We start from the raw sequence: 21119 nt of genomic DNA on the forward strand, positions 1-21119 counted from the left end.
CAGGTCTCTCCTGAGGAGGGACCTGACTTTTGCAGAAAAGGATGATATACATGAATCGTACACAAGTTATGCTCGCCATTCCCGGAAACTGGTCTTCCGCAGAAGGCGTCAGCGAACAAATCAGTTTACATAGTGAAGGCTACACGATGGCCGGTCTGTTATTGCTCGAAGATGAGACAGGCAAGGCGTTCACCGTTGAAGTCGTGGAACGTGACCCAGCCCTCGCCGAGGCGATGCTTCACGCGAGTTCTGGCGGATTCACACCGAAAGTGGCGAAAGGAATCGCTCGTCACACGCATGTCGTCTACTTGATTGTCGACGTCAACGATTTGACAGACGTCGCCGCGGCGCGCCGTGCCGCCAACGCCGTCTTGAACGCAGGTGGACTCGGGGTCATGGTCGAGTCAGCTGGTGTCGCTTACTCGAAAGACGAGTGGCAAGAGTCAAAAGAAGAAGACCTCGCACTCGACTACTCGCTCCTCACGGCCATCACAGAAGAAGAGAACGCCTATATGTCATGGGGAATGAAAGCGTTCGGTCATGCGGACGTGGCCGTACCGATGACACTCGACATTGAAGATGCCATTCACGTGATTCATTCGTTCAACTTCCACCTCATCTCCGGTGGCGCGATGTTCGGCGACGGCGACCATTTCGCCTTCGAGGACGGGCGTGCCTTCACGGTCGAGATGGGAGAAGACGAGCGGACGACCATCGACAACTTATTGCATAACCCGTTTGGCTTGATTTATCTCGTCCCACAAGCAGCAGAATAAGAAAGAGGCTGGACATAACCCAGTAGATTCATAAGAAAGAGGCCTCCGTGAGCGAACAAGTCGCTCACGGAGGCCTCTTGTCATTTTTATGGGTTCGCGCACGCATTTCGGACTAAAAAGAGGGGTCCTGCCACCGAAAATCGGTGACCGGTCCCCTGTTTTTATCACAAATCTTTAAAATCGGCTAGTTATGTTCCAGCCTCCTGTTCACGCTCGTCTCATTTCTTGCATGCGTTCGAGTTGATGCGTCAGTTCGCCGATTGGCACGAATCGTGCCCGGCGGAGCATTTCTTTCCCGTTGATGAAAAAGAGGACGACCGGCACGGTAAAGATGGAGAAGGCACCTGCGACTTCCGGCACTTCATCCGAGTCTACCGCGACCGCCTCAATTTCTGGGAACTGATGGAGCATCTCTTCAATCTGAGGTTTCAGCGCATGACAGACACTGCATCCCGGATGTGACACGTAGACGAGCAGCTGTTCCGTGCTCGCAATCCGTTCATTCAATCCAGTCAAGGTTGTCATTGCTTCCATCTTGCATTCCTCCTACTTGATTAAGAGTTGAGCCACAAGACACCGACCGTCTCAAATCCGGCATGTACCGCAATCGAGGGACAGAATCGAGTCCGTACGACTTCAAGATCTGGTAATTTCGACTCGATGAGTGCGACGAGGTCATCTTGCATGTTCGGTGCGAGTGCCGTCTGAACGAACACCCGATTGTCCTTCACACCATTTTCCGCGTGACGACGTTCGAGTTCACCGACCATCTCCGCATAAGCCTTCTTCAATGAACGGGCCTTTTTGAACGGGATGACTTTCCCCGTCTCATCGAGGGTGATGATCGGCTTGATGTTCAAGATGTTCGCAAGGAACATCTCACCGGAAGAAACACGACCGCCTCGGCGCATCGTCTCCATGTTTCCGATGATCATGAAGAAGTTCTTCTTATCACGCCATGCTTCGAGAAGGGCGACGATTTCCTCCACTGACTTGCCTTCGGCTTCAGCGGCCTTGCCGATTCGGACGAGTTCTTGTTGCGCCTCGAGTGCGGCATGCGAGTCGATGGTATACACGGTAAAGTCAGCCGCTTCGGCAGCTGCTTTCGAATTTTTCGCCGTACTGCTCAATCCATTCGAGCAATGGACGGCGATGGCACAATCATATCCCTCTTCTTTCAAGCGTTCGTAGCGGGCGATGAAATCTCCGAAGATCGGTTGTGACGTCTTCGCTTCTTTCTTTTGGTCAATCATATACCGATGTAGGTCTTCGAGAGAGAGTTTGGTTTCACTATAGCCGTTCCCGTCCACGATCAATTGAATCGGAACGATATCGACACCGAGACTTGCTGCCTCTTCTTGAGAGAAGTTGGCCATACTGTCGGTAATCCATGCGATTTTTGTCATAACTAAAAAGCCTCCAATAGTCGTTCATTTTTGTCCAATCCCATTATACCTTATTTCCCGCCGCTATTCCTACTCGACCGAACGGGACGAAAAAACAGAGCGACACACGGTCGCCCTGCTCCTCTTCATTTGGTCGAGATCAATTTTGTATGGGCGAACTCATCATGCGGCAACTCGAGGTCTTTATTCGATTTCATCTGTTGAAGTGCACGGATGAGCGGAATCCCAAGCGTCGCCGGGTAGACGACGTCTTTATAGAGTGTCCGCTTGATGACTTGCTCCAATGAAAGCGGGCGTCCGTCCGCACTCACGACTTTAATTCCGACGACGCGGTCTCCTATCGTCTGACCGTTTCGGTACAACATACAATACACTTCTCCGGCCATCGTCACAACGGTCGGCAAGTAATACCGTTTCACTTCTTTGTCTGGCCAAATCTTTTTACGGACTGCCTTTTCAATCAGTTTTGCCGGTGTCTGAAAGACGAGTTGGTCGATTTGACCAGCGACGGCTCGTTTCCAAAGTGGGACTGCCACAGCAATCATCCTTTCTCTCGGTTCTAGCCTTTCAATTCCTCTTTTACCGGCTGACGAAACCCTGAGAACGGACATCCACTTCGAGCAAACAGGTTCGGTGTCTTGATCTGATTGTCGTAATGCTCGTGAAAAACGTGCGTCGTCGCAGGAGAGAGAGGCGGGATGAGCCAACTCCATTGCCCGGTGACGTCACGCCCCGCGTCCCGTTCGTTTTTTTCGAACCGCTTGAACTGTTTGGCAGCCGTATGGTGGTCGACAATGGTCACACCTTCCCGCTCGAACGATTGCAGGACGGCGATGTTCAATTCGACGAGTGCCCGGTCGCGCCAAAGCGACCGCTCTTTCGTCGTATCGAGCCCGAGTGACCGTCCGACGAGCGGCAACAAATCATAACGGTCCGTATCGGCCAAATTCCTTGCCCCGATTTCCGTCTCCATATACCAGCCGTTAAACGGGACCGAGGTAAACCGTAGACCTCCGATCTCTAGTTCCATATCCGCAATCGCTGGGACTGCGTGCCATTTGATGGTCCGTCCGTCAAACAAGTCCACATCCTCGTGCCGAATGTCCACCTCAAGAACGGCCTCACTCGGCAACTCAAACAAGCGGACGTCTCGCCCGTCCGTGATCATGAGCGGGAGGATATCGAACGGCGTGCCGGCTCCGACCCATCCGAGTTCTTTCGCGCGCTTCGTCATCGTGACGGACATCGGGTCTCCGATGATTCCGTCAGGTGTCTCATATCCCGCGTACCGAATCAATTGTGTGTTCAATAGTTTGAACTCGTTCGGAAGAACCGTCATCGTCGAACGGATTTTTCCGCCGTTCGTGGCGAACCGAAGGTGGTCGACAAGATGGGTGTAGACAGCCTCAAACGTATCGGCGTCCCGTGCGTCAATCACATGGAGTGTCTGCCAAAACAAGCGGCCGATGCAACGATTCGAATTCCGCCACGCCACCTTGGCACCCACACACAACTCTTCCGTCGTCAACGAATAGGTGCCCGTGCGCTCAATTTCATCTTTGATTTGTCGGAGGCGTTCGGACGGGTCGTCATGCCATTGCCGCATCCAGTCGCTCGCTTGTTCATACAGATTCATATCTAAGATCTCCTCACTCGATTCTCTCTTTCTCCATCTTAGAGAAAAGGAGACCCCTGTTTCAACTATCTATTCTCACACGCGACACGTCGGGTACTTAGAACCCCTCTGGCTGTTGAACGAGTTCGATATAGTCGGTGACATCTTCGTTTCGGCTTACTTCCTTCTCAAGGGCGGTAAATTGCGCTTCGATGGTCGGACTTGATTCGTATTCGGCGGCATATTGATCTAACACATTCGTCACTTCGGTCATTCGACACAAGCGGACAGCAGTCCCATCTTTTCGTTCAAATCGATTAGTCGACCTTTTGTATCGAGTACGTAAATGGCATCCGGATACTGTTCAATCAGGAGCGAGTTCACATGGAACGGGGGAATCCGTCCAGTTGACAATATATCCGTGACGTCACCATTGACGCGATGAATCCATTTTTGAAAATCGCCATACAATCTCTCCTTTCGAAAGAGATGGAAGTTTCAAATGGAAGTTCTCGTGTTCATACAAAATAACTAGTTTGTAAAGAATTAATTACCAATTAACCATAATTGTTCCATTAGAAAACCCCACTCGTTTCAAAGTGGGGTCAATGATTAGTTCCGTTCGAGGACGAACGTCTTGTATGCAGGCACGCTTACTTTTCCAGTCGCACGCTTGATTGTCTTCGTTCCGGCACGGTCGCCATCGACAATCACGTTCCAGTTCCCTTTTGGAAGGCTGACTTGGACATTCGTCGGGTTGGCGTTATGCGTGATGAACAAGTCGTTCTTTTGACCCGGTGCATCTTCGTCAATCGTGTACGTGATGACGTTCGCTTCCGCTTTGTGGAACGTCAAGAATCGTTTCACATCGCTCGCTTTTGTCATCCGAAGACCTGGGTTGGCTTTACGCATCTCAATCAAGCCTTTCATGTATTGGACGTCCGCCTTCCGGTCGGCTGCCCGTTTCCAATCGAGCTGGTTGATCGAGTCCGGTGATTTGTACGAGTTGTGGTCGCCTTCCTTTGTACGCATGAACTCTTGTCCTGCGTGAAGGAATGTCGTTCCTTGGCTCGTCAAGAGAATGCTCGAGGCGAGACGATGCATCTTCGTCTTATTCACTTCAGACGCGATCGGGTTCGTCAACGTCAATTTATCCCACAACGTATGGTTGTCATGAGCTTCGACGTATGTGATCGCTTGCGTCGGTTCTTTTGTGAATCCTTTAATCGTGTCGCTATATGCGATCTCACCGACGATTCCCGTCTTCACTCGATTTTCCATACCTTCTTTTCCGTTGATGAAGCCTTTGTCCTCATCGTAGAAGACGCTGCCTTTCAAGCCGTCACGGATGTTGTCATTGAAGTGGGCGATGCCCGGCATGTCGTAGGCGTTCTTTTGATTTGCTTTTAATTCAGCATCGAGCGGCGTACCAAGGTCCCATCCTTCTCCGAAGACGAGAATCGACTTGTCGACTCGATTCAACTCCGAACGAACCTTGTTCATCGTGTCGACATCATGGATTCCCATCAAGTCGAAACGGAATCCGTCCCAATGGTACTCTTTTGCCCAATAGACGACCGAGTCGACGATCAGCTTTTGCATCATCGCCCGTTCGGAAGCCGTATCGTTTCCGACACCTGTTCCGTTGGCAAAGTCACCACCCGCTGTGTAGCGGTAGTAGTAACCCGGTACGATTTTGTGCAAGTTCGATGCCTGTGCATCGAACATGTGGTTGTATACGACGTCCATGACGGCACGTAAATTGTTGTCATGCAACCCTTGAATCATCTGTTTCATTTCCATGATGCGTACTTTCGCATCGTAAGGATTCGTTGAATACGACCCTTCTGGTGCATTGTAGTTTTTCGGGTCATATCCCCAGTTGTACGTCGCCATCGGATTCGTCTCATCGACGGAGGCCGTGTTGAAGTCATAGACCGGAATGAACTGAACGTGTGTCACGCCGAGATCTTTGACGTGATCGAGCCCTGTCTTCGTTGCCGTTTTCTTTCCGTCAACGAGAAGACGCGTTCCTGGTTCGATGACACCGAGATACTTTCCTTTGTTTTGGATGCCTGAGTCGTATTTGTCCGTCTTCACATCAAAGATGGAGAAATCACGGACATGCGTCTCATAGATGATCGCGTCCGTCGATTGTTTCAACTTCGGTTTCATCGAATTCCAACGTTTTGGATCTGTCTCTTTCAAATCGACGATGACACCTTGGTCACCGTTCACGCCGACAGCCGTCGCATACGGATCGACCGCACGGACCTTCCCTGTCGCATGGGTCACTTGGTACGTATAACCGATGCCGTCCAGGTCACCACGAACTTCCGTCACCCACGTGCCGCGCTCACCGCGCTTCATTTGAATCACTTTCTTCATATCTTTGTCGTTCGTCGGTCGGTTCGTCGGCATGTTCCACAGTTCGAGCTCGACTTGTTGAGCCGTCGGTGCCCAGAGGACAAACTTCGTTTTCGACTTTTGGTACGTGACACCGAGTTTACCGTCGTATGCATATTTCGCATCGAATTCTTTCGAACGAAGAACTTTGCCGGCCTGGAGCGTCTGTTCTCCGAACTCCGGGTGCGAGGCTTTGATGACTTTCGCTAAATCGATGTCTGCTTTGAATTGAATCGTCACCGACTTGTCGCTAGCTTTTTCAATCGATTCCACCGTTGCCCCGTCTACGCTCAATTCATCGATGAACGCATCCGTGATGACGCGATTCGTTGTGAGTGTCGCTTGACGGAACGTGTCCGCCGAGAACGAGACAAGTTTTGGAGAGCGATTGATTTGTGGCTCTGAATAGTAGATTGTCGAATCTCCTTCAACGAGCCAAATCTCTTTCGCAGTCCCGAGAACGAATCGGTCTTCCCCATCCTTCTCCGTCCATTCTCCTTTTTTCGTGATCAAGCCCATGAGTTTCTTCGATTCCGGGTTGGCGAGTTTCACGTTCGCGACGGCACCGAAATCATCAGCCTCATCGAAGGCGATGCTCTGCCCGTCCCCACCGTCCGGCCAAGCCCAAAGACCCCAGTCCGTATATGTATTGTCGTAACGGAAATAATGAACTTTCATATCGATTTCCGTCGAAGCCGTCTCCCCGTCCGGGTTCGACGTATAGATGGTCGGATCGCCCGACTTGATCCACACTTCGGCGACACCATCTTGAATCATATCGCTTGTGATGAAGCGGTCGTTCTCAGAACCTTTATCTTTGTCCCAATTATCCGTGCGGACGATGAGACCGATTTTTTCAGGTGAATCGACTGGGAATTCGTAAGCCGCCACCTTTCCGAATGCATCTTCCCCGTTGAATGTGAAGCCTTTGTTCGGGAAGTAATCTGGGCCATTCGCCCAAAGCCATAAGTTCCAATCCTTTTCGTTATCCGGCGCCTCTTGATAATGGACGACGACAAGCGTCGACTTCCCTTTATCTAAAGCGGACGTCGGCATCGGAAACATTGACAGAATCAGTGCAAACGTTAGCACAACTGCCCATACGGGTTTCCATTGCTTTTTGACCATGAGGGTCCCTCCTTGTAGCACTATTTTGAGAAAACGCTTACACAGAAATTGTAAACGGTTTCTTTTAGTGAAGCAATGTTATTTTAGTAAAGTAGAGCACTAAACATCTTTCCTCCACAAAAGGGATTGCTTTCCGTGAGTTCAACCTGTATATAGAATTTAAGGAGGAAAAACTTAATTGCTATCACTTACAAACTTAATTAATAACCTAATTGCCAACGCGAGCCTTTTGCTCGTTGGTCTATATCTGATCTCACGTTTTACCAAGCTCGGTTTCACAAATAAATTACCGATTCGGCGTCAGATGACCATCTCCATTCTCCTAGCAGGACTCTCTATGATCATCACGCTTCATGGTGTACTTTGGAACGCTCAAGCGGACTTTCAGTATGGATTTGTCCCACTCATCATTTCTGCTTTGTACTTTGGGATATCTGGTCTGCGTATCACGTATGTGACGAGTATTATCCTACTTCCGTTTATCGTTCCCGGAGAAATGCTACTTCTGATCACACTCCTAGATTATTCCGTAGCAGCTGGAACAGCATTTCTGTTCTTACGAATGCGCGAACGGATCCAGCCGACACAAGATATTCGAATCGTAAATATGATTAGTCTTACGTTCATTGCACTCTTCTCTATTCTCAACATGACGAACTATAAGGAGCCAAGTGCATATTTTATAACACTCATCTGGTTTTTATTCATCGGTTACGCGGCAGGCTTCTTTTTGCATATCGTGTATGGTGGCATACGAAAAATCGAACGCTCTGAACGTCTTATCACAAAATATAAAGAAGCGGCTTATACGGATACATTAACGGGGTTAGGTAATAGAAGACAGTTTGATGAGGAAATGAAACGCGTCGATGAAGAAGTGTTCACGTCGCCGAACGAGATTGCGTTGTTGTTAATCGATATCGATCACTTCAAATCAGTTAATGATACGTATGGACACGATGCGGGTGATGCAATTTTAGTCGAGCTCGGTCAACGTCTCGCTGGAATCGCGCGAGCAGATGACATGGTCTGCCGAAACGGTGGAGAAGAGTTCTCTGTTTTACTTGCCGACTGCAACCTTTCGCAAGCCATGTCGATTGCGAATCGCTATTTGACCGAAGTTTCGAAATAACCGTTTCAATTACCTGACAGATCGATGCTTGAGGTCACCATTTCAATCGGAGTATCGAGCACTTCTGAACGAAAGGTCATCACGTCCGCTCAACTAATCAAAAAGGCAGACATCGGTCTTTACGTCGCCAAACGGAACGGGCGAAATCAAATCGGCAAATGGAGTCAACAGAAAGCAAACTGACCTCTCACATTTGTGAGAGGTTTTTCAAAGTTTATTCCATTCATCGAGCGACTCCAAATAGTGAAGATAGCTCATCTTGATTTCTTCATCTGTCAAATCCGCTGGTAAGAGTGGCCGTGGGACGAGACCTGTGAACTTGGCACCTCCGACATGCGCAAAAATATAAGAGGCGACTTGCTCAGACATATACCTCGTCAAAAAACCGGTCACATACTTCCCGTCTTTGCTCTCGAAGACGATGTCGAGTCGTCGTCCTTCCTGTTCATCGATGATCAACTGGTTGTAAAGTCGATGTGCCTCGTCTTTGTACTTGTATCTCATCCCGCGTCTCGCATTGTCATCAATCTCCCACTGATGGTCTTGTCGCTCTTTCGCCGTGAAGACTTTATCGAGCGTTCTTGGGTCATCAATCGTTAAGCAACAAAAGATATGTTCATAGGACAGTTGATCGTCGTTCACCAAGTCCATGATGTCCGTCTTCGGGATTATCCTTGCCTTGTAGCGCACCATGACACGACGGACGACTTCTTCTTTGTCAAAAATGAGCCACTGCTTCCGTCGCTCAAACTTCTCATGTAACATCTTATAATCCATCGACTTCACCTCACGTACAGCATATCAAAAGACGACGTCCGGCAGTTGCGGACGTCGTCTTGCTTAGTTCCCGTATTTTTTGAACAACTGATAATTCTTATTTCCACCTGACAAGTTGTACACATCGGTGAATCCGAGGTTACGGAGCACGTTCTGTGCCGCGTTGCCCGTCACGCCTCCGTTACAGTAAACAACGGTCGGTTTGTCCTTGTCCATGTTTTTCGCCGCTTCCCGAAGGTTACCGAGTGGGACGTTGACCGCACAATCGACACACGCCTTCTCGAACTGTGCTGCTTTCCGCGTATCGATGATTTGCATGTCTTCCCCGGCATCGATTCGTGCCTGAAGTTCGGCCGGCGTGATGAGTCGAGCCGCCTTGTCGATACTGTTCGAAAGCACCATCCCCGTATACATGACCGGGTCTTTCGTCGTCGAGAACGGTGGTGCGTAGGCGAGGTCGAGATGGAACAAGTCGTCCACTTTCGCCTTAAGGGTGATGGCCGTGACGAAGACGTCGATTCGTTTGTCGACTCCTTCAAATCCAACGATTTGGACACCGAGCAGTTGACGCGTCGCACGATCGGCGACCGCTTTAATCGTCATATCTTTTCCACCCATATAGGCAGGCTTATCCGGTTTCGTGTTATGAAGTACCTCGATATCGTATCCGAGTTCGCGTGCTTCTTTTTCGGCGAGACCCGTCTGTGCGACGGCAAGTCCGAACACTTTGAAGATGCCCGTTCCGAGGATGCCCCGATGTTCGAGGTGACCGCCCGTGATGACGTCCCCGGCGGTCCGCCCCATCTTGTTCGCTGTCGAACCAAGTGGACGCCAAATCGGTTTCCCTGTCACGATCGAGAAACTCTCCGCGACGTCTCCTGCCGCATAGACGTCTGGGATGTTCGTCTCCATCCGCTCATTGACGGCGATCGCACCCGTTTCACCTAGTTTGACTCCCATGTTCATGGCGAGCTCGACGTTCGGACGGACTCCGACAGACAAGATGACGAGGTCGGTCTCAATCGTCTTCCCACTCTCCGTGACGACCCGTTCAACGTGTCCGTCACCGACAAGTTCTGTCACGGTCTCTCCGAGCATGAGCTCGATTCCGTTCTTCTCGAGGTGTTCCTCAACGCGACACGCCATATCCTTGTCGAGTGGTGGCATCACTTGCGGTACACGTTCGATGATGGTCACGTCCACACCACGAAGCTTCAACTGTTCCGCCATCTCTAGACCGATGAAGCCGGCTCCGATGATTGTCGCATGTTTCGGGTCTGTCGAATCGACGAAGGAGCGTGTCGCCTCCGCATGTTGGATGTTTCGAATCGGGAAGACGTTGTCCGACTTCACCCCTGGAATCGGTGGGATGATGCTCGACGCACCCGTCGCAAGGACGAGGACATCATATGAGTCCGTGAACGTGTCACCCGTCTCTAAGTTTTCAACCGTCACCGTCTTCGTGTCTTTGTCGACTGACGTCACATTATGACGCGTCATCACGTCGATGTTGTAGCGCTTCTTGAAGAAGGCCGCATCGCGCGGTGTCAAATCGTCACGTGACTCGACTTCTCCGCCAACGTAGTAAGGAATCCCACAACCAGAGTACGAGATATCGTAATCTCGATCGTAAATCGTGATTTGTGCGTCTTCGTTGTTCCGACGCGCTTTCGCCGCAACCGATGTCCCTGCAGCGACTGAACCGATGATGACTAGTTTCATATATAATCCACTCCTCAATAAAGTAATAAGCTGATGTATAGGCCGAGCAACGTGATAGCCAATGTCGGAATCGTCAAGATGATCCCGACTTTAAAGTACTGTCCCCATCCGATTTTGAGGCCTTTCGTACGAAGGACGTGGAGCCATAGAAGCGTCGCTAGCGACCCAATCGGGGTAATCTTTGGACCGAGATCGGAACCAATGACGTTCGCATAGATTAACGCTTCCCGAACCTGTCCGGTCGTATGCGTCAAGTCGATGGCGAGCGCATCAATCATGACGGTCGGCATATTGTTCATGACCGATGACAAGATGGCGGCCAAAAAGCCCATCCCGAACGTGGCACTGAAGCTGTTAACCGCGAACCAATCGATAAAGTTCGCCAATACTTGAGTGAGTCCGGCATTTTGTAAACCGTAGACGACAATATACATCCCGAGCGAGAAGAAGACGATGGCCCACGGTGCACCTTTGATGACTTGCATCGTCTGGACCGCTGACGAGCGGTTAGCCATCACGAGGAAGAACAAGGCGATTACACCCGCGACGAGCGAAACGGTGATCTCGACTAAATCACTCGTGAAGTACCCGATGACCAGTAAACCGAGTACAATCCAGGATAAGCGGAACACCGTATGATCTTTAATGACGGACGAAGGTTCAGCCAACTGTGAGGCGTCATACTGTTTCGGGATATCTTTTTTGAAATAAAGGTACAACACGAGCAGACTCCCCGCGACCGCGAACACGTTCACGAACACCATCCGCGCGGCGTACTCGGCGAACCCGATACCAAAGAAGTCGGCTGAGACAATGTTGACGAGGTTCGAGACGATGAATGGAAGACTTGCCGTATCGGCGATGAATCCCGATGCCATAACGTATGCCAAGACGACCGTGTCCGGTAGTTTGAGAGCCCGGACCATCGCTAAAACGATTGGCGTCAAGATGAGCGCCGCCCCGTCGTTCGCAAACAATGCTGCGACGAGGGCACCGAGTAACGTGATATAAACGAAGAGTTTCACCCCGCCACCTTTGGCGATTCGCGCCATGTGTAAAGCGGCCCATTCAAAGAATCCAATCTCATCTAAAATGAGTGAAATGATGATGATTGCGATAAAGGTGAACGTCGCGTTCCAAATGATGCCCCATACCGTTCCGACGTCATCAAGATTGACGACGCCCGAAACGAGAGCGATGACAGCCATCCCCATCGCCGAGTAACCGATGCCGAGGCCTTTCGGTTGCTTGATGATGAGGAAAAGCGTCACAAGAAAAATTAAACTAGCAATCCACTGCACAATGTAATCCTCCAATAATCTCTATTTATTTTTTAGCAACTCGGCTGCAAACCGTGCAATACGAGTGTCATTCCCTCTTCTGTTGATTCAACGTCGAGCGTGACGTTTGCGGACAACGCTGTAGCTTCGTTCGCCACGGCAAACGTAAGATCGTCGAAGTGCTTCACCTCATCGGTCGCTTCCGGTGTCGCTACGGCCAAACCTAGTGTCGGTCCACAGCAACCGGCCTCCGTGATGATGCGGACCGATTTTGTCTGCTCCTCCTCTAGCGCTGTTTTTAAGTAATCGATGGCTTCATTCGTGATGTTCATTTCACTTCCTCCTTCAATAGTTGGGATAACGCGGAATATCCGACTGGCAAATGTTCTTGCCAGGCGAGTATCGTCGGACGCCGATAGCTGTTCACACGTTCGAGCCATAGGACTTCATTCGCGACTTTCGCGGTCAATAGTTTGCTCGTGACATCGAGTGGCGTGAACGATTGATTAACGACCCAAGCGAACGGTAGAATCTTAGCCCGATTCAAATCTGCTACGAGTCGTTCAGCTTCATATACCGGCGTCGCTTCAGGCAAGGTCGTGATGATGACGTGCGTTTGTTTCGGATCACGTAATTTCGGCAACAAATCTCGGACTGCTTCCGGGACAACGCCAGTCGAGCGTTCGAGTTCGCGATGATAACTCTCGGTCGCATCTAACAGAAGAAGCGTGTGTCCGGTCGGTGCCGTATCGATGACGACGAAACGGTCTTTCGCTTTCGCCACCTGGTTCGCAAAGGCACGGAAAACGGCGATTTCTTCGGTGCACGGCGAACGCAGGTCCTCCTCGAGCATCATACGTTGCTCTTCATTCAGGTCCCCTGCTTCCTTGAACACATCCTGTCGATACCTCTCAATTTCAACTTTCGGGTCAATGGCATCGACCGTGAACGTATCTGCAATGTTTGTCCCAATCGTGAAAGCGACATGTGCGGCCGGATCCGTCGTCGTCAAATGAACAGAGTGCCCTCTTTCATGAAGCGCGACCGCAATCAGCGAAGCGAGTGTCGTCTTCCCGACGCCACCTTTCCCCATCGTCATGATGACACTTGGACCGTCCGCCTCAATCTCATCAACGAGTCGATCAAGTGACCCGTAACGACTCGAATCATAACATGCATCTGCGACAGTGACCGTCTCTCCGTTCACAAAGCGCCGAAGTGCAGAGACACCGATCAGATTTTCGTAAGCATATGGAAGTTTGAATGCCTCGAGGTCAGTTATTCCTTCAGGAAGTTCACGGAGTGCTTGTTGCTGACTCTCGATGAGCCGCTTCATGTATCGGTCTGCCCCTTCATCCTGTTGGATAAGACCGTTGACGATGAGCTGCATTCGCTCGATGCCGATGGCGCGAAGTTCGGTCGCGGCACGCTCCGCTTCGATGAGTGTGGATGTTTCGGGACGGGCAACGAGAAGCAGTGTCGTCTCTTTACCATCAGTGAGCGTCTCAACTGCCTTTTTGTACTGCATTTGTTTGTCAGCTAAACCGGCAAGCGGACCGAGGCAAGATGCACCAGTCGTGTTCGTCTCCAAAAATTCATCCCATGCACGCGGCAAGGTGAGTAGGCGCAACGTATGACCGGTCGGTGCCGTGTCAAAGATGACGTGATCGTACGTCTCACGGGCTGACACGGACGTCAACAAGTCCGTAAATTGGTCGAATGCCGCAATCTCAACCGTACAGGCACCGGATAATTGCTCTTCCATCGACTGAATGGCCACGTCCGGTAATACACCTCGATAAGGTCCGACCATGCGCTCCATATATTGTTTTGCCGCTTCTTCGGGATCGAAGTTGGCGATGGCAAGCTTTGTTTCCGGAACGAGGCGCGGCGTCTCATCGAGTTCCATCTCAAACACGTCTTGTAAATTACTGGCCGGGTCGGTCGAAACGAGTAAGACACGCTTGCCTCGGTCGGCGAGCGTCAGGGCGAGGCTTGACGCCGTCGATGTCTTCCCGACGCCACCTTTCCCAGTCAAGAACACATAACGGGTCGGTTCAATCGTATGAAAATCAAATGTCTTCATGAGCATATCTCCTTATTTCTTCAGTGAGATGCGAACTTTCGGCTTTTCTCCATCTTTCTTGGCAAATGCGTCAACTGGTAGTCCCGTCAACTCCGCAATTTCTTCATCTGTTAAATAGGCACCCCGTTTTACGATTTTTCCATCAACTACTGTGAGCGGTAGCATCTCGAGCCCATTTGCAATTTCAGCTTGCACCTTGACATTTTCAACGAATCGATTCGGTTCCGATGCCAGATTATAACGAGCAACATCGAAGCCTCGCTGTTTTAACACGTAGTGAATTGTCGCCACTCGCGTCAGTTCTGGATCGATGGATGGACCACATAATCCTGTTGGACAGCACATTGCCGGTTCAAACACTTCAAGTTTCATCGTTGACTCCTCCTTAAATTGCACATTCGGTGTCACAGTCGCAACTCACATCGATTGTCTCAATCTTGTCGAGCAAATCGACGACAATCCCATAAAAAGGGCTCGTCTCATTCAATCGATAGTGGATCCATTGTTTGTCTCGGCGCTCTAATAACAGTCCAGCCTGACGCAACATCTTCAAATGACGGCTGATTGCCGGCTGTGAGATGTCAAAACAGTCGACGAAACTACACGCACACTGTTCTCCCGCTTCCATCTGTTTCAGCATGGTCAATCGAGTCGGATCACCGAGCACCTTGAGTACTTTGCTTAATTCTTCTGCAGTGTACATTTCCACTTCCCCTTTCTGTATAACCTAATTGTTATATAACGTATCCGTTATGAAATTACCATACTTTTCAACTTCATTCAATTGTCATTTCAAAAAAAATCCGTTATGATGAAACACGTTGTGAAAACACGTAACGTTGGAACATTTCCTTTCATATAATGTGGCATTTGATCTTCGTGAGACTCGAAGATCAAAGTCAAAATATAAAGAGAGGTGTGTTCTTCTTGGAAAAAATGAATACAATCAAACAAGACTGGCTCGGTAACGTCCGAGCAGACGTCCTTGCGGGGATTGTTGTCGCTCTCGCCCTCATCCCTGAGGCGATCGCGTTCTCACTCATCGCTGGCGTCAACCCGATGGTCGGGCTCTATGCTTCGTTCATCATCGCCATGGTGATTTCAATCGCAGGCGGTCGCCCTGCGATGATTTCGGCTGCGACCGGTGCGATGGCGCTCGTCATCGTCTCACTCGTCGCCGACCATGGTCTTCAATATTTGCTGGCCGCTGGGATTCTAACGGGTGTCATTCAAATCGTACTCGGTTATCTCGGCATCGCCCGCTTAATGAAGTTCATTCCACGCGCCGTCATGGTTGGCTTTGTCAATGCGCTTGCCATTCTGATTTTTCAAGCGCAACTATCCAACTTTGAAGGGGAAAGCTGGATCATCTGGGCAATCGTCGCCGCGTCACTCGCCATTATCTTCTTATTTCCGCGAGTCACAAAAGCCATCCCTGCACCACTTGTCGCCATCGTCGTCATGACGATTTTAGCCATCACACTCGGTCTCGATACGAAAAATATCGGAGACATGGGAACAATCTCAGCAACACTCCCGGAATTTTTATTCCCGAACGTCCCGTTGACGTTTGAAACGTTGTTGATCATTCTTCCTTACTCGATTTCCCTCGCATTCGTCGGATTGATCGAGTCGCTCTTGACGGCACAAATCGTTGACGATATGACAGGAACGGACTCAAACAAAAACCGTGAATCGCGCGGACAAGGGATTTCGAACATCATTGCTGGGTTCTTCGGTGGGATGCCAGGATGTGCGATGATTGGGCAATCGGTCATCAATGTCTCATCGGGTGCTCGTGGACGTCTGTCGACACTTACAGCCGGTCTCGCGCTCTTCGTCATGATCATGACAATCAGCGACGTGCTCATGCTGATTCCGGTCGGCGCGCTCGTCGGGGTCATGTTCTTCGTCTCCTATGCGACGTTTGACTGGGGTTCGCTCAAAGCGATGCGTACCGCCCAAAAATCGGATACGGTCGTCATGCTCGTCACCGTACTCGTCACCGTCGTCACACATGATTTGTCACTCGGTGTACTCGCCGGGATTTTGACAGCAGCAATTCTCTTCGCTGCTAAAATCTCAAAAATCGATCTCGAGCGAAAGATCGATGCCGACAAGGCTCATTACATGGTGAACGGTCAGCTCTTCTTCGCCTCGACATCTGAATTCGTCAATCAGTTCGATGTGACAGAGGATGCTGAAGCCGGTATCCAAACAGTCACCATCGACTTTGCGAACACGCATCTTTGGGACGACTCTGCCATCGGGGCAATCGATAAGGTCATCTTCAAATATCGGGAAGTCGGAATCGAACCGGAACTGCTCAACTTGAACAAAGACTCGGAAAAACTGCTCAACACGCTCGCCCTTCACTTGAAGCAACAAGACGCGAACGCAGGGCACTGATTCATCATTTCCCCGTTTCGCCAAATCACCTATACTAAAAGTAGAACGTGCGAAAGAGGAGGAGTTTTTCATGGGAAAGGTATTTTTAGCGGCAGATGGTTCTGCCCACTCGAAACGTGCGCTAGAAAAAGCGATTCAGCTCGCAAAGGCGTCAAATGCATCGATTGATATCGTGCACGTCATCAGTGCAAAGGAATCGAAAGAAGCGGCCCTCAATTCGACAGGGAAAATCGACTTGGAGACGAAGCGAAAGCAGATGCTCAAGCCACTGTTCGATTTGACGGAAGCAGAAGGCATTGCCTACGAATACATCGAACTTCGTGGGGAGCCGGACGTCGAGCTCGTCAAATATGCGAACCATGAGCCATATGAATACGTTGTCGTCGGATCACGTGGATTGAACACGTTCCAAGAGTTCGTGCTCGGTAGCGTGAGTCATAAACTGGCCAAACGAGCTCTCGCTCCTGTCATTATCGTGAAATGATGCATCGTCCCCATCTCCGTCGTGAGATGGGGATTTTTTGTGTCACATACAGGGGACATACCGTTCATGTAGAATGTTTTAAAGACAGCTAATTCAAAAGGAGGTTCTCGCGATGGACATCGCAAATGACCCGAATACACTTTTTCTCATCTTACTACCTGTTTTGATTTTGCAACTCATCCTGCTCGTCGTCGCCTTGATTGACTTGTTCAAACGCGACATGACGAATGGCCCGAAATGGGTATGGCTTCTCGTCATCGTCTTCATCAACATACTCGGCCCAATCGTATACTTCTTATGGGGACGGACTCCGCGATGAAAATCACACATGTAACGAAGCGATTCGGCTCCTTCACGGCGCTCGATGATGTCAGTTTCGAATTACGACCGGGTTGCACGTCCCTCCTTGGAGAAAACGGTGCCGGGAAGACGACGCTTTTGAACTTGCTCGCCCGCGTCACCGAACCGACAAGTGGCGATATGACCGGACACGAACGTATTCGGATCGGCTATTTGCCTCAGCGCCCTGCCCTCTATCCATCGTTGACTCCTGTCGAGACGATTCGGTATGCCGCTGAATTGACGGGGACCAAACACGTCGAGCCGATTCAACTATTGAAACGAGTCGGGCTCGAACCGGTCGACCGGCCGGCAGCGAACTTATCGGGAGGGATGCGACAGCGTCTCGGGATCGCCCAAGCGCTCGTCCATGACCCGGAACTCTTACTGCTCGATGAACCGGTCTCGGCACTCGACCCACGCGGTCGACGAGAAGTACTCGATCTATTAAGTGACTTGAAACGAGAGCGAATGATCCTGTACTCGACGCACGTCCTGCCGGATGCCGAAGAGGCAAGTGACTGGGTGCTCCTGCTTCGACAAGGCAAATTGCTCATGGAAGGAACCGTGACCGACCTGCTCGGTTCGAAGTCGACCATTGAGCTACGTCTCTTTGACGATGGGACGACCGATGCAGACTGGACGCAGTTAGAAGGCGTGACCCGAACAACCAAACGTGGTTCGACGTGGACGTTTGAGTCAACGGACCGGAATCTCGCCGAACGGGCGATTTTGCGGCGCATCCTGGAACGGAATCTCATCATCCAATCACTACACGTCGGGCACCCGTCACTCGAATCTTTATTCTTGGAGGTGAACGCCTGATGCGTACCGCAATCTTTAAACAGGAATGGCGAGAGTCATGGTCGAACAAACGACTCATTTGGATCCCAATCGTGCTCATGCTCCTTGCCTCGATGCAACCGCTCACGCTCTATTTCCTACCAGATATCCTCGCTTCCGGTGGCAATTTACCGGACGGCGCCGTGATTGATCTCCCGACACCGACACCAGAAGAAGTGTTGATTTCAGTCAGTGAACAGCTTCGCCAAATCGGTCTTCTCGTCGTCTTGTTGTCGGCGATGCATACGTTTAGTCATGAGCGGACGAACGGAACGCTCGCTTGGCTCAAGTCGTTACAAATCCCGACGTCTCGCATCGTTATCAGTAAATGGGCACATTACGTCCTATTGACGGTCGGTGGTCTCGTACTCGCCCAATTAGCGGCCGCTTACTATACGGTTATTCTTTTCGAGGCGTTTGATGTAACCGCATTTCTCATATCTACAGCACTTCTTGTCTTTCATTTTGTCGTTCAGCTCTCCATCTTCATTCTCCTCGCTGCGATGATCGAGAGCGGTGTCGTTGCGGTCGTCTTGACGCTCGGTCTTCATTTCGTCATGTCGCTCCTCATCGGCTGGGTCGACCTCGATTGGATGCCATGGATGCTCGGTCCACTATCGAGTCAGGTGTTCTTGACAGAAGTGAATCTCGTGTGGCCGATTGTGACCGGAACCGTTGTCGTCATCCTATCCCTGTATATGGCGTCGAAACGACTTCGGTTCATGAGTCATACGGCGTAAACGTCTGACCTTACAAATGATTCATTTGCCACAGCTTCATCTTGGATAAATATGGGTATCTCTTCTGTATGCATACAGAGGAGGTCACATGAATGACATGGAAAAGAAGGGTCGGCATCGGTCTGTTAATCGGTGCAGTGTGGACGAGTCCACAGTTCGCGTCCGCTGAGGGTTCATTCCAACAGACGGAGGATGGCATCGTCTATACATCGAGTGACGGGACGGTGTTGACAGGGTGGCAAGTAATCGAGGGTCATACGTACTATCTGAATGAAGATGGTACCCTCATCACAGGTTGGCAGGAAATCGAAGGTGCTACATATTATTTTGAGACAGACGGTCGACTCATCACGGGTCCCCATGCGGTCGACGGCACGACATACACATTTGACGAGAACGGGAAGCTACTCACCGGATGGCAAGAACGCGATGGTCTCGTCTATTATTACGACGAAACCGGTCAAGCCGTCACCGGCTTCCAGACAATCGAAGGCAAACGATATTACTTCAACGAGGACGGGGTCCGACTCTCGGGATGGCAACAGTTTGGTGACGCCAAACATTATTTCTTCCCAGACGGGACCATTCGTACAGGCATGTACACGATTGACGGCAAGAAACATTATTTGATGGAGCAAGGAAAGATGGCGACCGGATGGCAGACGATCGGCACACGACGCTATTATTTCGGGACTGACGGGGTTCGTCGACAAGGTCTCACCCGAATCGGTGAAAAAGTGTATGGATTTCATCCCTACTATGGGTATCGCCTCGAAGGGTTGCATCGGATTAACAATCGTCACTACCTGTTCGGAAAATACGGCGATCGTAAGTATGGCCTTCAACAGATAAATGGTGTTATGTACGGCTTCCATCCGACCTATGGCTACCGACTAGAAGGTGTCCACACATTGAATGCACGCGTCTATTCATTCGACCCATATGGACGTCGTGAGTACGGATTTCAAACGGTCGATGGGAAGAAGGTCGGATTCCACCCGACTTACGGATACCGCCTGCAAGGGAAATTCCGATTAGATGGAAAGACGTATCACTTCCATTCGACCGGTGTGCCGGAGAAAGGATGGAAATATACGACCCAGTACGAGTATTATGCTCCGGTCTTGACGAAAAAGACGGATTGGCAAGCCATCGACGGCAAGTGGTATTACTTTGATACATACGGAAAGATGTATCAAAACCGTCGTGTCGGAAACGCCTCATTCGATGCGCGTGGTGCCTATTCTCAGGCACTGTCCGTCTATAAGATGAGCGTCCCGCTCTATCGTCAGTTCCCGATGGGGTATCCGTCAGGCTGCGAGTTCTTCTCTCTCAAAATGGCACTTGAAGAAAAAGGGCGTGCCGTCAGCGCCTCGACCTTATATAACGAGATGCCAAAGAGTATGTGGAACGCTCGCTATGAGAACCGTCTCTATCGCTGGGTCGACCCGAACGTCATGTTCACAGGAGATCCGAAAGGGACGCTCGGAAAATATAAGAACTATGGGATTTATCCAAAAGGCATGATCGGATTCGCCAGTAAGTATCGTCCTGTGAAAGACTTGTCCAATCAAGGGCTCGGCTCGATCGAACGCGAACTGTCGATGGGCAACCCGGTCATCGTCTGGGCGAGTGTCGACTTCAACAAACCATACGGCTACTTCAACTGGTATACCGCTTCGAACAAGAAGTTCACCGGCTACGTTAACTATCATGTCATGTTGGCAACCGGCTATGACAAGTCAAACTTGTATATCAACGACCCATATCGCGGTCGCTTGGTCATCCCTAAGTCAAAAGTGAGCGCCGTTATGAGCGTGACGGGATGGAAAGCGCTCGCGGTCAGATGAGTAAAAAGGAACGTGTCTTTCATCGAAGGACACGTTTTTTTATGTTCGATTAGGAGAAAAGTACGAAATTAAGAAATATAAATTCCTATTTTTATGATTAAATATTGAAATTAAATTTCTGAATGG

At 50.3% G+C, this 21119-nt stretch carries 21 protein-coding genes and 1 pseudogene; 8 read left to right on the forward strand and 14 right to left on the reverse strand.

Going from position 1 to position 21119, the window contains the following annotated elements:
• The first annotated feature begins 50 nt into the window (after positions 1 to 50).
• Positions 51 to 776, forward strand: coding sequence for a hypothetical protein (locus OKS35_RS08070; protein ID WP_078147418.1), 726 nt, complete (start codon positions 51 to 53; stop codon positions 774 to 776).
• Positions 777 to 983: 207 nt separating this feature from the next.
• Here OKS35_RS08070 and OKS35_RS08075 read toward each other — a convergent pair whose 3' ends face one another.
• From OKS35_RS08075 to pulA, 7 genes are all read right to left on the reverse strand, one after another.
• Positions 984 to 1310, reverse strand: a complete 327-nt coding sequence (locus OKS35_RS08075; protein WP_078147419.1) for a thioredoxin family protein — start codon at positions 1308 to 1310, stop codon at positions 984 to 986.
• A 20-nt stretch (positions 1311 to 1330) separates the two neighbouring features.
• Entirely contained in the window at positions 1331 to 2182 is an 852-nt protein-coding gene (locus OKS35_RS08080) for a DegV family protein (protein WP_074036087.1), read from the reverse strand.
• A 125-nt stretch (positions 2183 to 2307) separates the two neighbouring features.
• Positions 2308 to 2727: an RDD family protein gene (locus tag OKS35_RS08085; RefSeq protein ID WP_074036085.1), complete on the reverse strand. Its 420-nt coding sequence runs from the start codon at positions 2725 to 2727 to the stop codon at positions 2308 to 2310.
• A 14-nt stretch (positions 2728 to 2741) separates the two neighbouring features.
• Positions 2742 to 3818 (reverse strand): nitric oxide synthase oxygenase, encoded by a 1077-nt coding sequence (locus tag OKS35_RS08090; protein ID WP_264092815.1) that lies wholly within the window; start codon positions 3816 to 3818, stop codon positions 2742 to 2744.
• A 97-nt stretch (positions 3819 to 3915) separates the two neighbouring features.
• Complete coding sequence (locus tag OKS35_RS08095; RefSeq protein ID WP_264092816.1) at positions 3916 to 4080, reverse strand: hypothetical protein; 165 nt, start codon at positions 4078 to 4080, stop codon at positions 3916 to 3918.
• Positions 4068 to 4268: a hypothetical protein gene (locus tag OKS35_RS08100; RefSeq protein ID WP_264092817.1), complete on the reverse strand. Its 201-nt coding sequence runs from the start codon at positions 4266 to 4268 to the stop codon at positions 4068 to 4070. Before OKS35_RS08100 ends, OKS35_RS08095 begins: the two co-directional genes overlap by 13 nt.
• Positions 4269 to 4409: 141 nt before the next feature.
• On the reverse strand, positions 4410 to 7331 hold the full coding sequence (gene pulA / locus OKS35_RS08105) for a type I pullulanase (RefSeq protein WP_264092818.1): 2922 nt from the start codon (positions 7329 to 7331) through the stop codon (positions 4410 to 4412).
• A gap of 496 nt (positions 7332 to 7827) precedes the next feature.
• Here pulA and OKS35_RS08110 point away from each other — a divergent pair.
• Positions 7828 to 8646 (forward strand): annotated as a pseudogene (locus OKS35_RS08110) (GGDEF domain-containing protein).
• Positions 8647 to 8670: 24 nt separating this feature from the next.
• On the opposite strand, the gene OKS35_RS08115 reads toward OKS35_RS08110, so the two are convergent.
• The 7 genes from OKS35_RS08115 to OKS35_RS08145 all read right to left on the reverse strand — a co-directional run bounded on the left by OKS35_RS08115 (position 8671) and on the right by OKS35_RS08145 (position 15031).
• Positions 8671 to 9240 carry a hypothetical protein gene (locus tag OKS35_RS08115; protein WP_264092819.1) on the reverse strand — a complete coding sequence of 190 codons (570 nt, stop codon included), beginning with the start codon at positions 9238 to 9240 and terminating at the stop codon, positions 8671 to 8673.
• A 63-nt stretch (positions 9241 to 9303) separates the two neighbouring features.
• Complete coding sequence (locus tag OKS35_RS08120) at positions 9304 to 10962, reverse strand: FAD-dependent oxidoreductase (RefSeq protein ID WP_264092820.1); 1659 nt, start codon at positions 10960 to 10962, stop codon at positions 9304 to 9306.
• A gap of 14 nt (positions 10963 to 10976) precedes the next feature.
• Positions 10977 to 12263: an arsenic transporter gene (locus tag OKS35_RS08125; protein ID WP_264092821.1), complete on the reverse strand. Its 1287-nt coding sequence runs from the start codon at positions 12261 to 12263 to the stop codon at positions 10977 to 10979.
• Positions 12264 to 12295: 32 nt separating this feature from the next.
• Positions 12296 to 12574, reverse strand: a complete 279-nt coding sequence (locus tag OKS35_RS08130; protein WP_074036072.1) for a Fe-S cluster assembly protein HesB — start codon at positions 12572 to 12574, stop codon at positions 12296 to 12298.
• Complete coding sequence (arsA, locus tag OKS35_RS08135; RefSeq protein WP_264092822.1) at positions 12571 to 14328, reverse strand: arsenical pump-driving ATPase; 1758 nt, start codon at positions 14326 to 14328, stop codon at positions 12571 to 12573. The genes OKS35_RS08130 and arsA overlap by 4 nt, the downstream gene beginning before the upstream one ends.
• A gap of 12 nt (positions 14329 to 14340) precedes the next feature.
• Positions 14341 to 14700, reverse strand: a complete 360-nt coding sequence (gene arsD / locus OKS35_RS08140) for an arsenite efflux transporter metallochaperone ArsD (RefSeq protein WP_214690570.1) — start codon at positions 14698 to 14700, stop codon at positions 14341 to 14343.
• A gap of 13 nt (positions 14701 to 14713) precedes the next feature.
• Entirely contained in the window at positions 14714 to 15031 is a 318-nt protein-coding gene (locus OKS35_RS08145; protein ID WP_012727076.1) for an ArsR/SmtB family transcription factor, read from the reverse strand.
• A 233-nt stretch (positions 15032 to 15264) separates the two neighbouring features.
• Here OKS35_RS08145 and OKS35_RS08150 point away from each other — a divergent pair, with 233 nt between their 5' ends.
• From OKS35_RS08150 to OKS35_RS08175, 6 genes are all read left to right on the forward strand, one after another.
• Entirely contained in the window at positions 15265 to 16737 is a 1473-nt protein-coding gene (locus OKS35_RS08150; RefSeq protein WP_215244178.1) for a SulP family inorganic anion transporter, read from the forward strand.
• A 70-nt stretch (positions 16738 to 16807) separates the two neighbouring features.
• Positions 16808 to 17221 (forward strand): universal stress protein, encoded by a 414-nt coding sequence (locus tag OKS35_RS08155; RefSeq protein ID WP_047794988.1) that lies wholly within the window; start codon positions 16808 to 16810, stop codon positions 17219 to 17221.
• A gap of 112 nt (positions 17222 to 17333) precedes the next feature.
• On the forward strand, positions 17334 to 17540 hold the full coding sequence (locus OKS35_RS08160; protein WP_012727079.1) for a PLD nuclease N-terminal domain-containing protein: 207 nt from the start codon (positions 17334 to 17336) through the stop codon (positions 17538 to 17540).
• Positions 17537 to 18385, forward strand: a complete 849-nt coding sequence (locus OKS35_RS08165; RefSeq protein ID WP_159562797.1) for an ABC transporter ATP-binding protein — start codon at positions 17537 to 17539, stop codon at positions 18383 to 18385. Before OKS35_RS08160 ends, OKS35_RS08165 begins: the two co-directional genes overlap by 4 nt.
• Positions 18385 to 19143: an ABC transporter permease gene (locus tag OKS35_RS08170; protein ID WP_214690569.1), complete on the forward strand. Its 759-nt coding sequence runs from the start codon at positions 18385 to 18387 to the stop codon at positions 19141 to 19143. The genes OKS35_RS08165 and OKS35_RS08170 overlap by 1 nt, the downstream gene beginning before the upstream one ends.
• A gap of 92 nt (positions 19144 to 19235) precedes the next feature.
• Entirely contained in the window at positions 19236 to 20993 is a 1758-nt protein-coding gene (locus OKS35_RS08175) for a C39 family peptidase (RefSeq protein WP_264092824.1), read from the forward strand.
• The last annotated feature ends 126 nt before the right edge of the window (positions 20994 to 21119 follow it).

Origin of the sequence: Exiguobacterium sp. N5, assembly GCF_025842465.1 — a bacterium.
In the GTDB taxonomy this organism is placed as follows: Bacteria; Bacillota; Bacilli; order Exiguobacteriales; family Exiguobacteriaceae; genus Exiguobacterium; species Exiguobacterium profundum.

Bases quoted from the DNA above. Each gene is read 5' to 3' on its own strand.
- OKS35_RS08070 (WP_078147418.1), top strand. From the start codon at position 51: ATGAATCGTACACAAGTTATGCTCGCCATTCCCGGAAACTGGTCTTCC.
- OKS35_RS08075 (WP_078147419.1), bottom strand. From the start codon at position 1,310: ATGGAAGCAATGACAACCTTGACTGGATTGAATGAACGGATTGCGAGC.
- OKS35_RS08080 (WP_074036087.1), bottom strand. From the start codon at position 2,182: ATGACAAAAATCGCATGGATTACCGACAGTATGGCCAACTTCTCTCAA.
- OKS35_RS08085 (WP_074036085.1), bottom strand. From the start codon at position 2,727: ATGATTGCTGTGGCAGTCCCACTTTGGAAACGAGCCGTCGCTGGTCAA.
- OKS35_RS08090 (WP_264092815.1), bottom strand. From the start codon at position 3,818: ATGAATCTGTATGAACAAGCGAGCGACTGGATGCGGCAATGGCATGAC.
- pulA (WP_264092818.1), bottom strand. From the start codon at position 7,331: ATGGTCAAAAAGCAATGGAAACCCGTATGGGCAGTTGTGCTAACGTTT.
- OKS35_RS08115 (WP_264092819.1), bottom strand. From the start codon at position 9,240: ATGGATTATAAGATGTTACATGAGAAGTTTGAGCGACGGAAGCAGTGG.
- OKS35_RS08120 (WP_264092820.1), bottom strand. From the start codon at position 10,962: ATGAAACTAGTCATCATCGGTTCAGTCGCTGCAGGGACATCGGTTGCG.
- OKS35_RS08130 (WP_074036072.1), bottom strand. From the start codon at position 12,574: ATGAACATCACGAATGAAGCCATCGATTACTTAAAAACAGCGCTAGAG.
- arsA (WP_264092822.1), bottom strand. From the start codon at position 14,328: ATGAAGACATTTGATTTTCATACGATTGAACCGACCCGTTATGTGTTC.
- arsD (WP_214690570.1), bottom strand. From the start codon at position 14,700: ATGAAACTTGAAGTGTTTGAACCGGCAATGTGCTGTCCAACAGGATTA.
- OKS35_RS08145 (WP_012727076.1), bottom strand. From the start codon at position 15,031: ATGTACACTGCAGAAGAATTAAGCAAAGTACTCAAGGTGCTCGGTGAT.
- OKS35_RS08150 (WP_215244178.1), top strand. From the start codon at position 15,265: ATGAATACAATCAAACAAGACTGGCTCGGTAACGTCCGAGCAGACGTC.
- OKS35_RS08155 (WP_047794988.1), top strand. From the start codon at position 16,808: ATGGGAAAGGTATTTTTAGCGGCAGATGGTTCTGCCCACTCGAAACGT.
- OKS35_RS08160 (WP_012727079.1), top strand. From the start codon at position 17,334: ATGGACATCGCAAATGACCCGAATACACTTTTTCTCATCTTACTACCT.
- OKS35_RS08165 (WP_159562797.1), top strand. From the start codon at position 17,537: ATGAAAATCACACATGTAACGAAGCGATTCGGCTCCTTCACGGCGCTC.
- OKS35_RS08170 (WP_214690569.1), top strand. From the start codon at position 18,385: ATGCGTACCGCAATCTTTAAACAGGAATGGCGAGAGTCATGGTCGAAC.
- OKS35_RS08175 (WP_264092824.1), top strand. From the start codon at position 19,236: ATGACATGGAAAAGAAGGGTCGGCATCGGTCTGTTAATCGGTGCAGTG.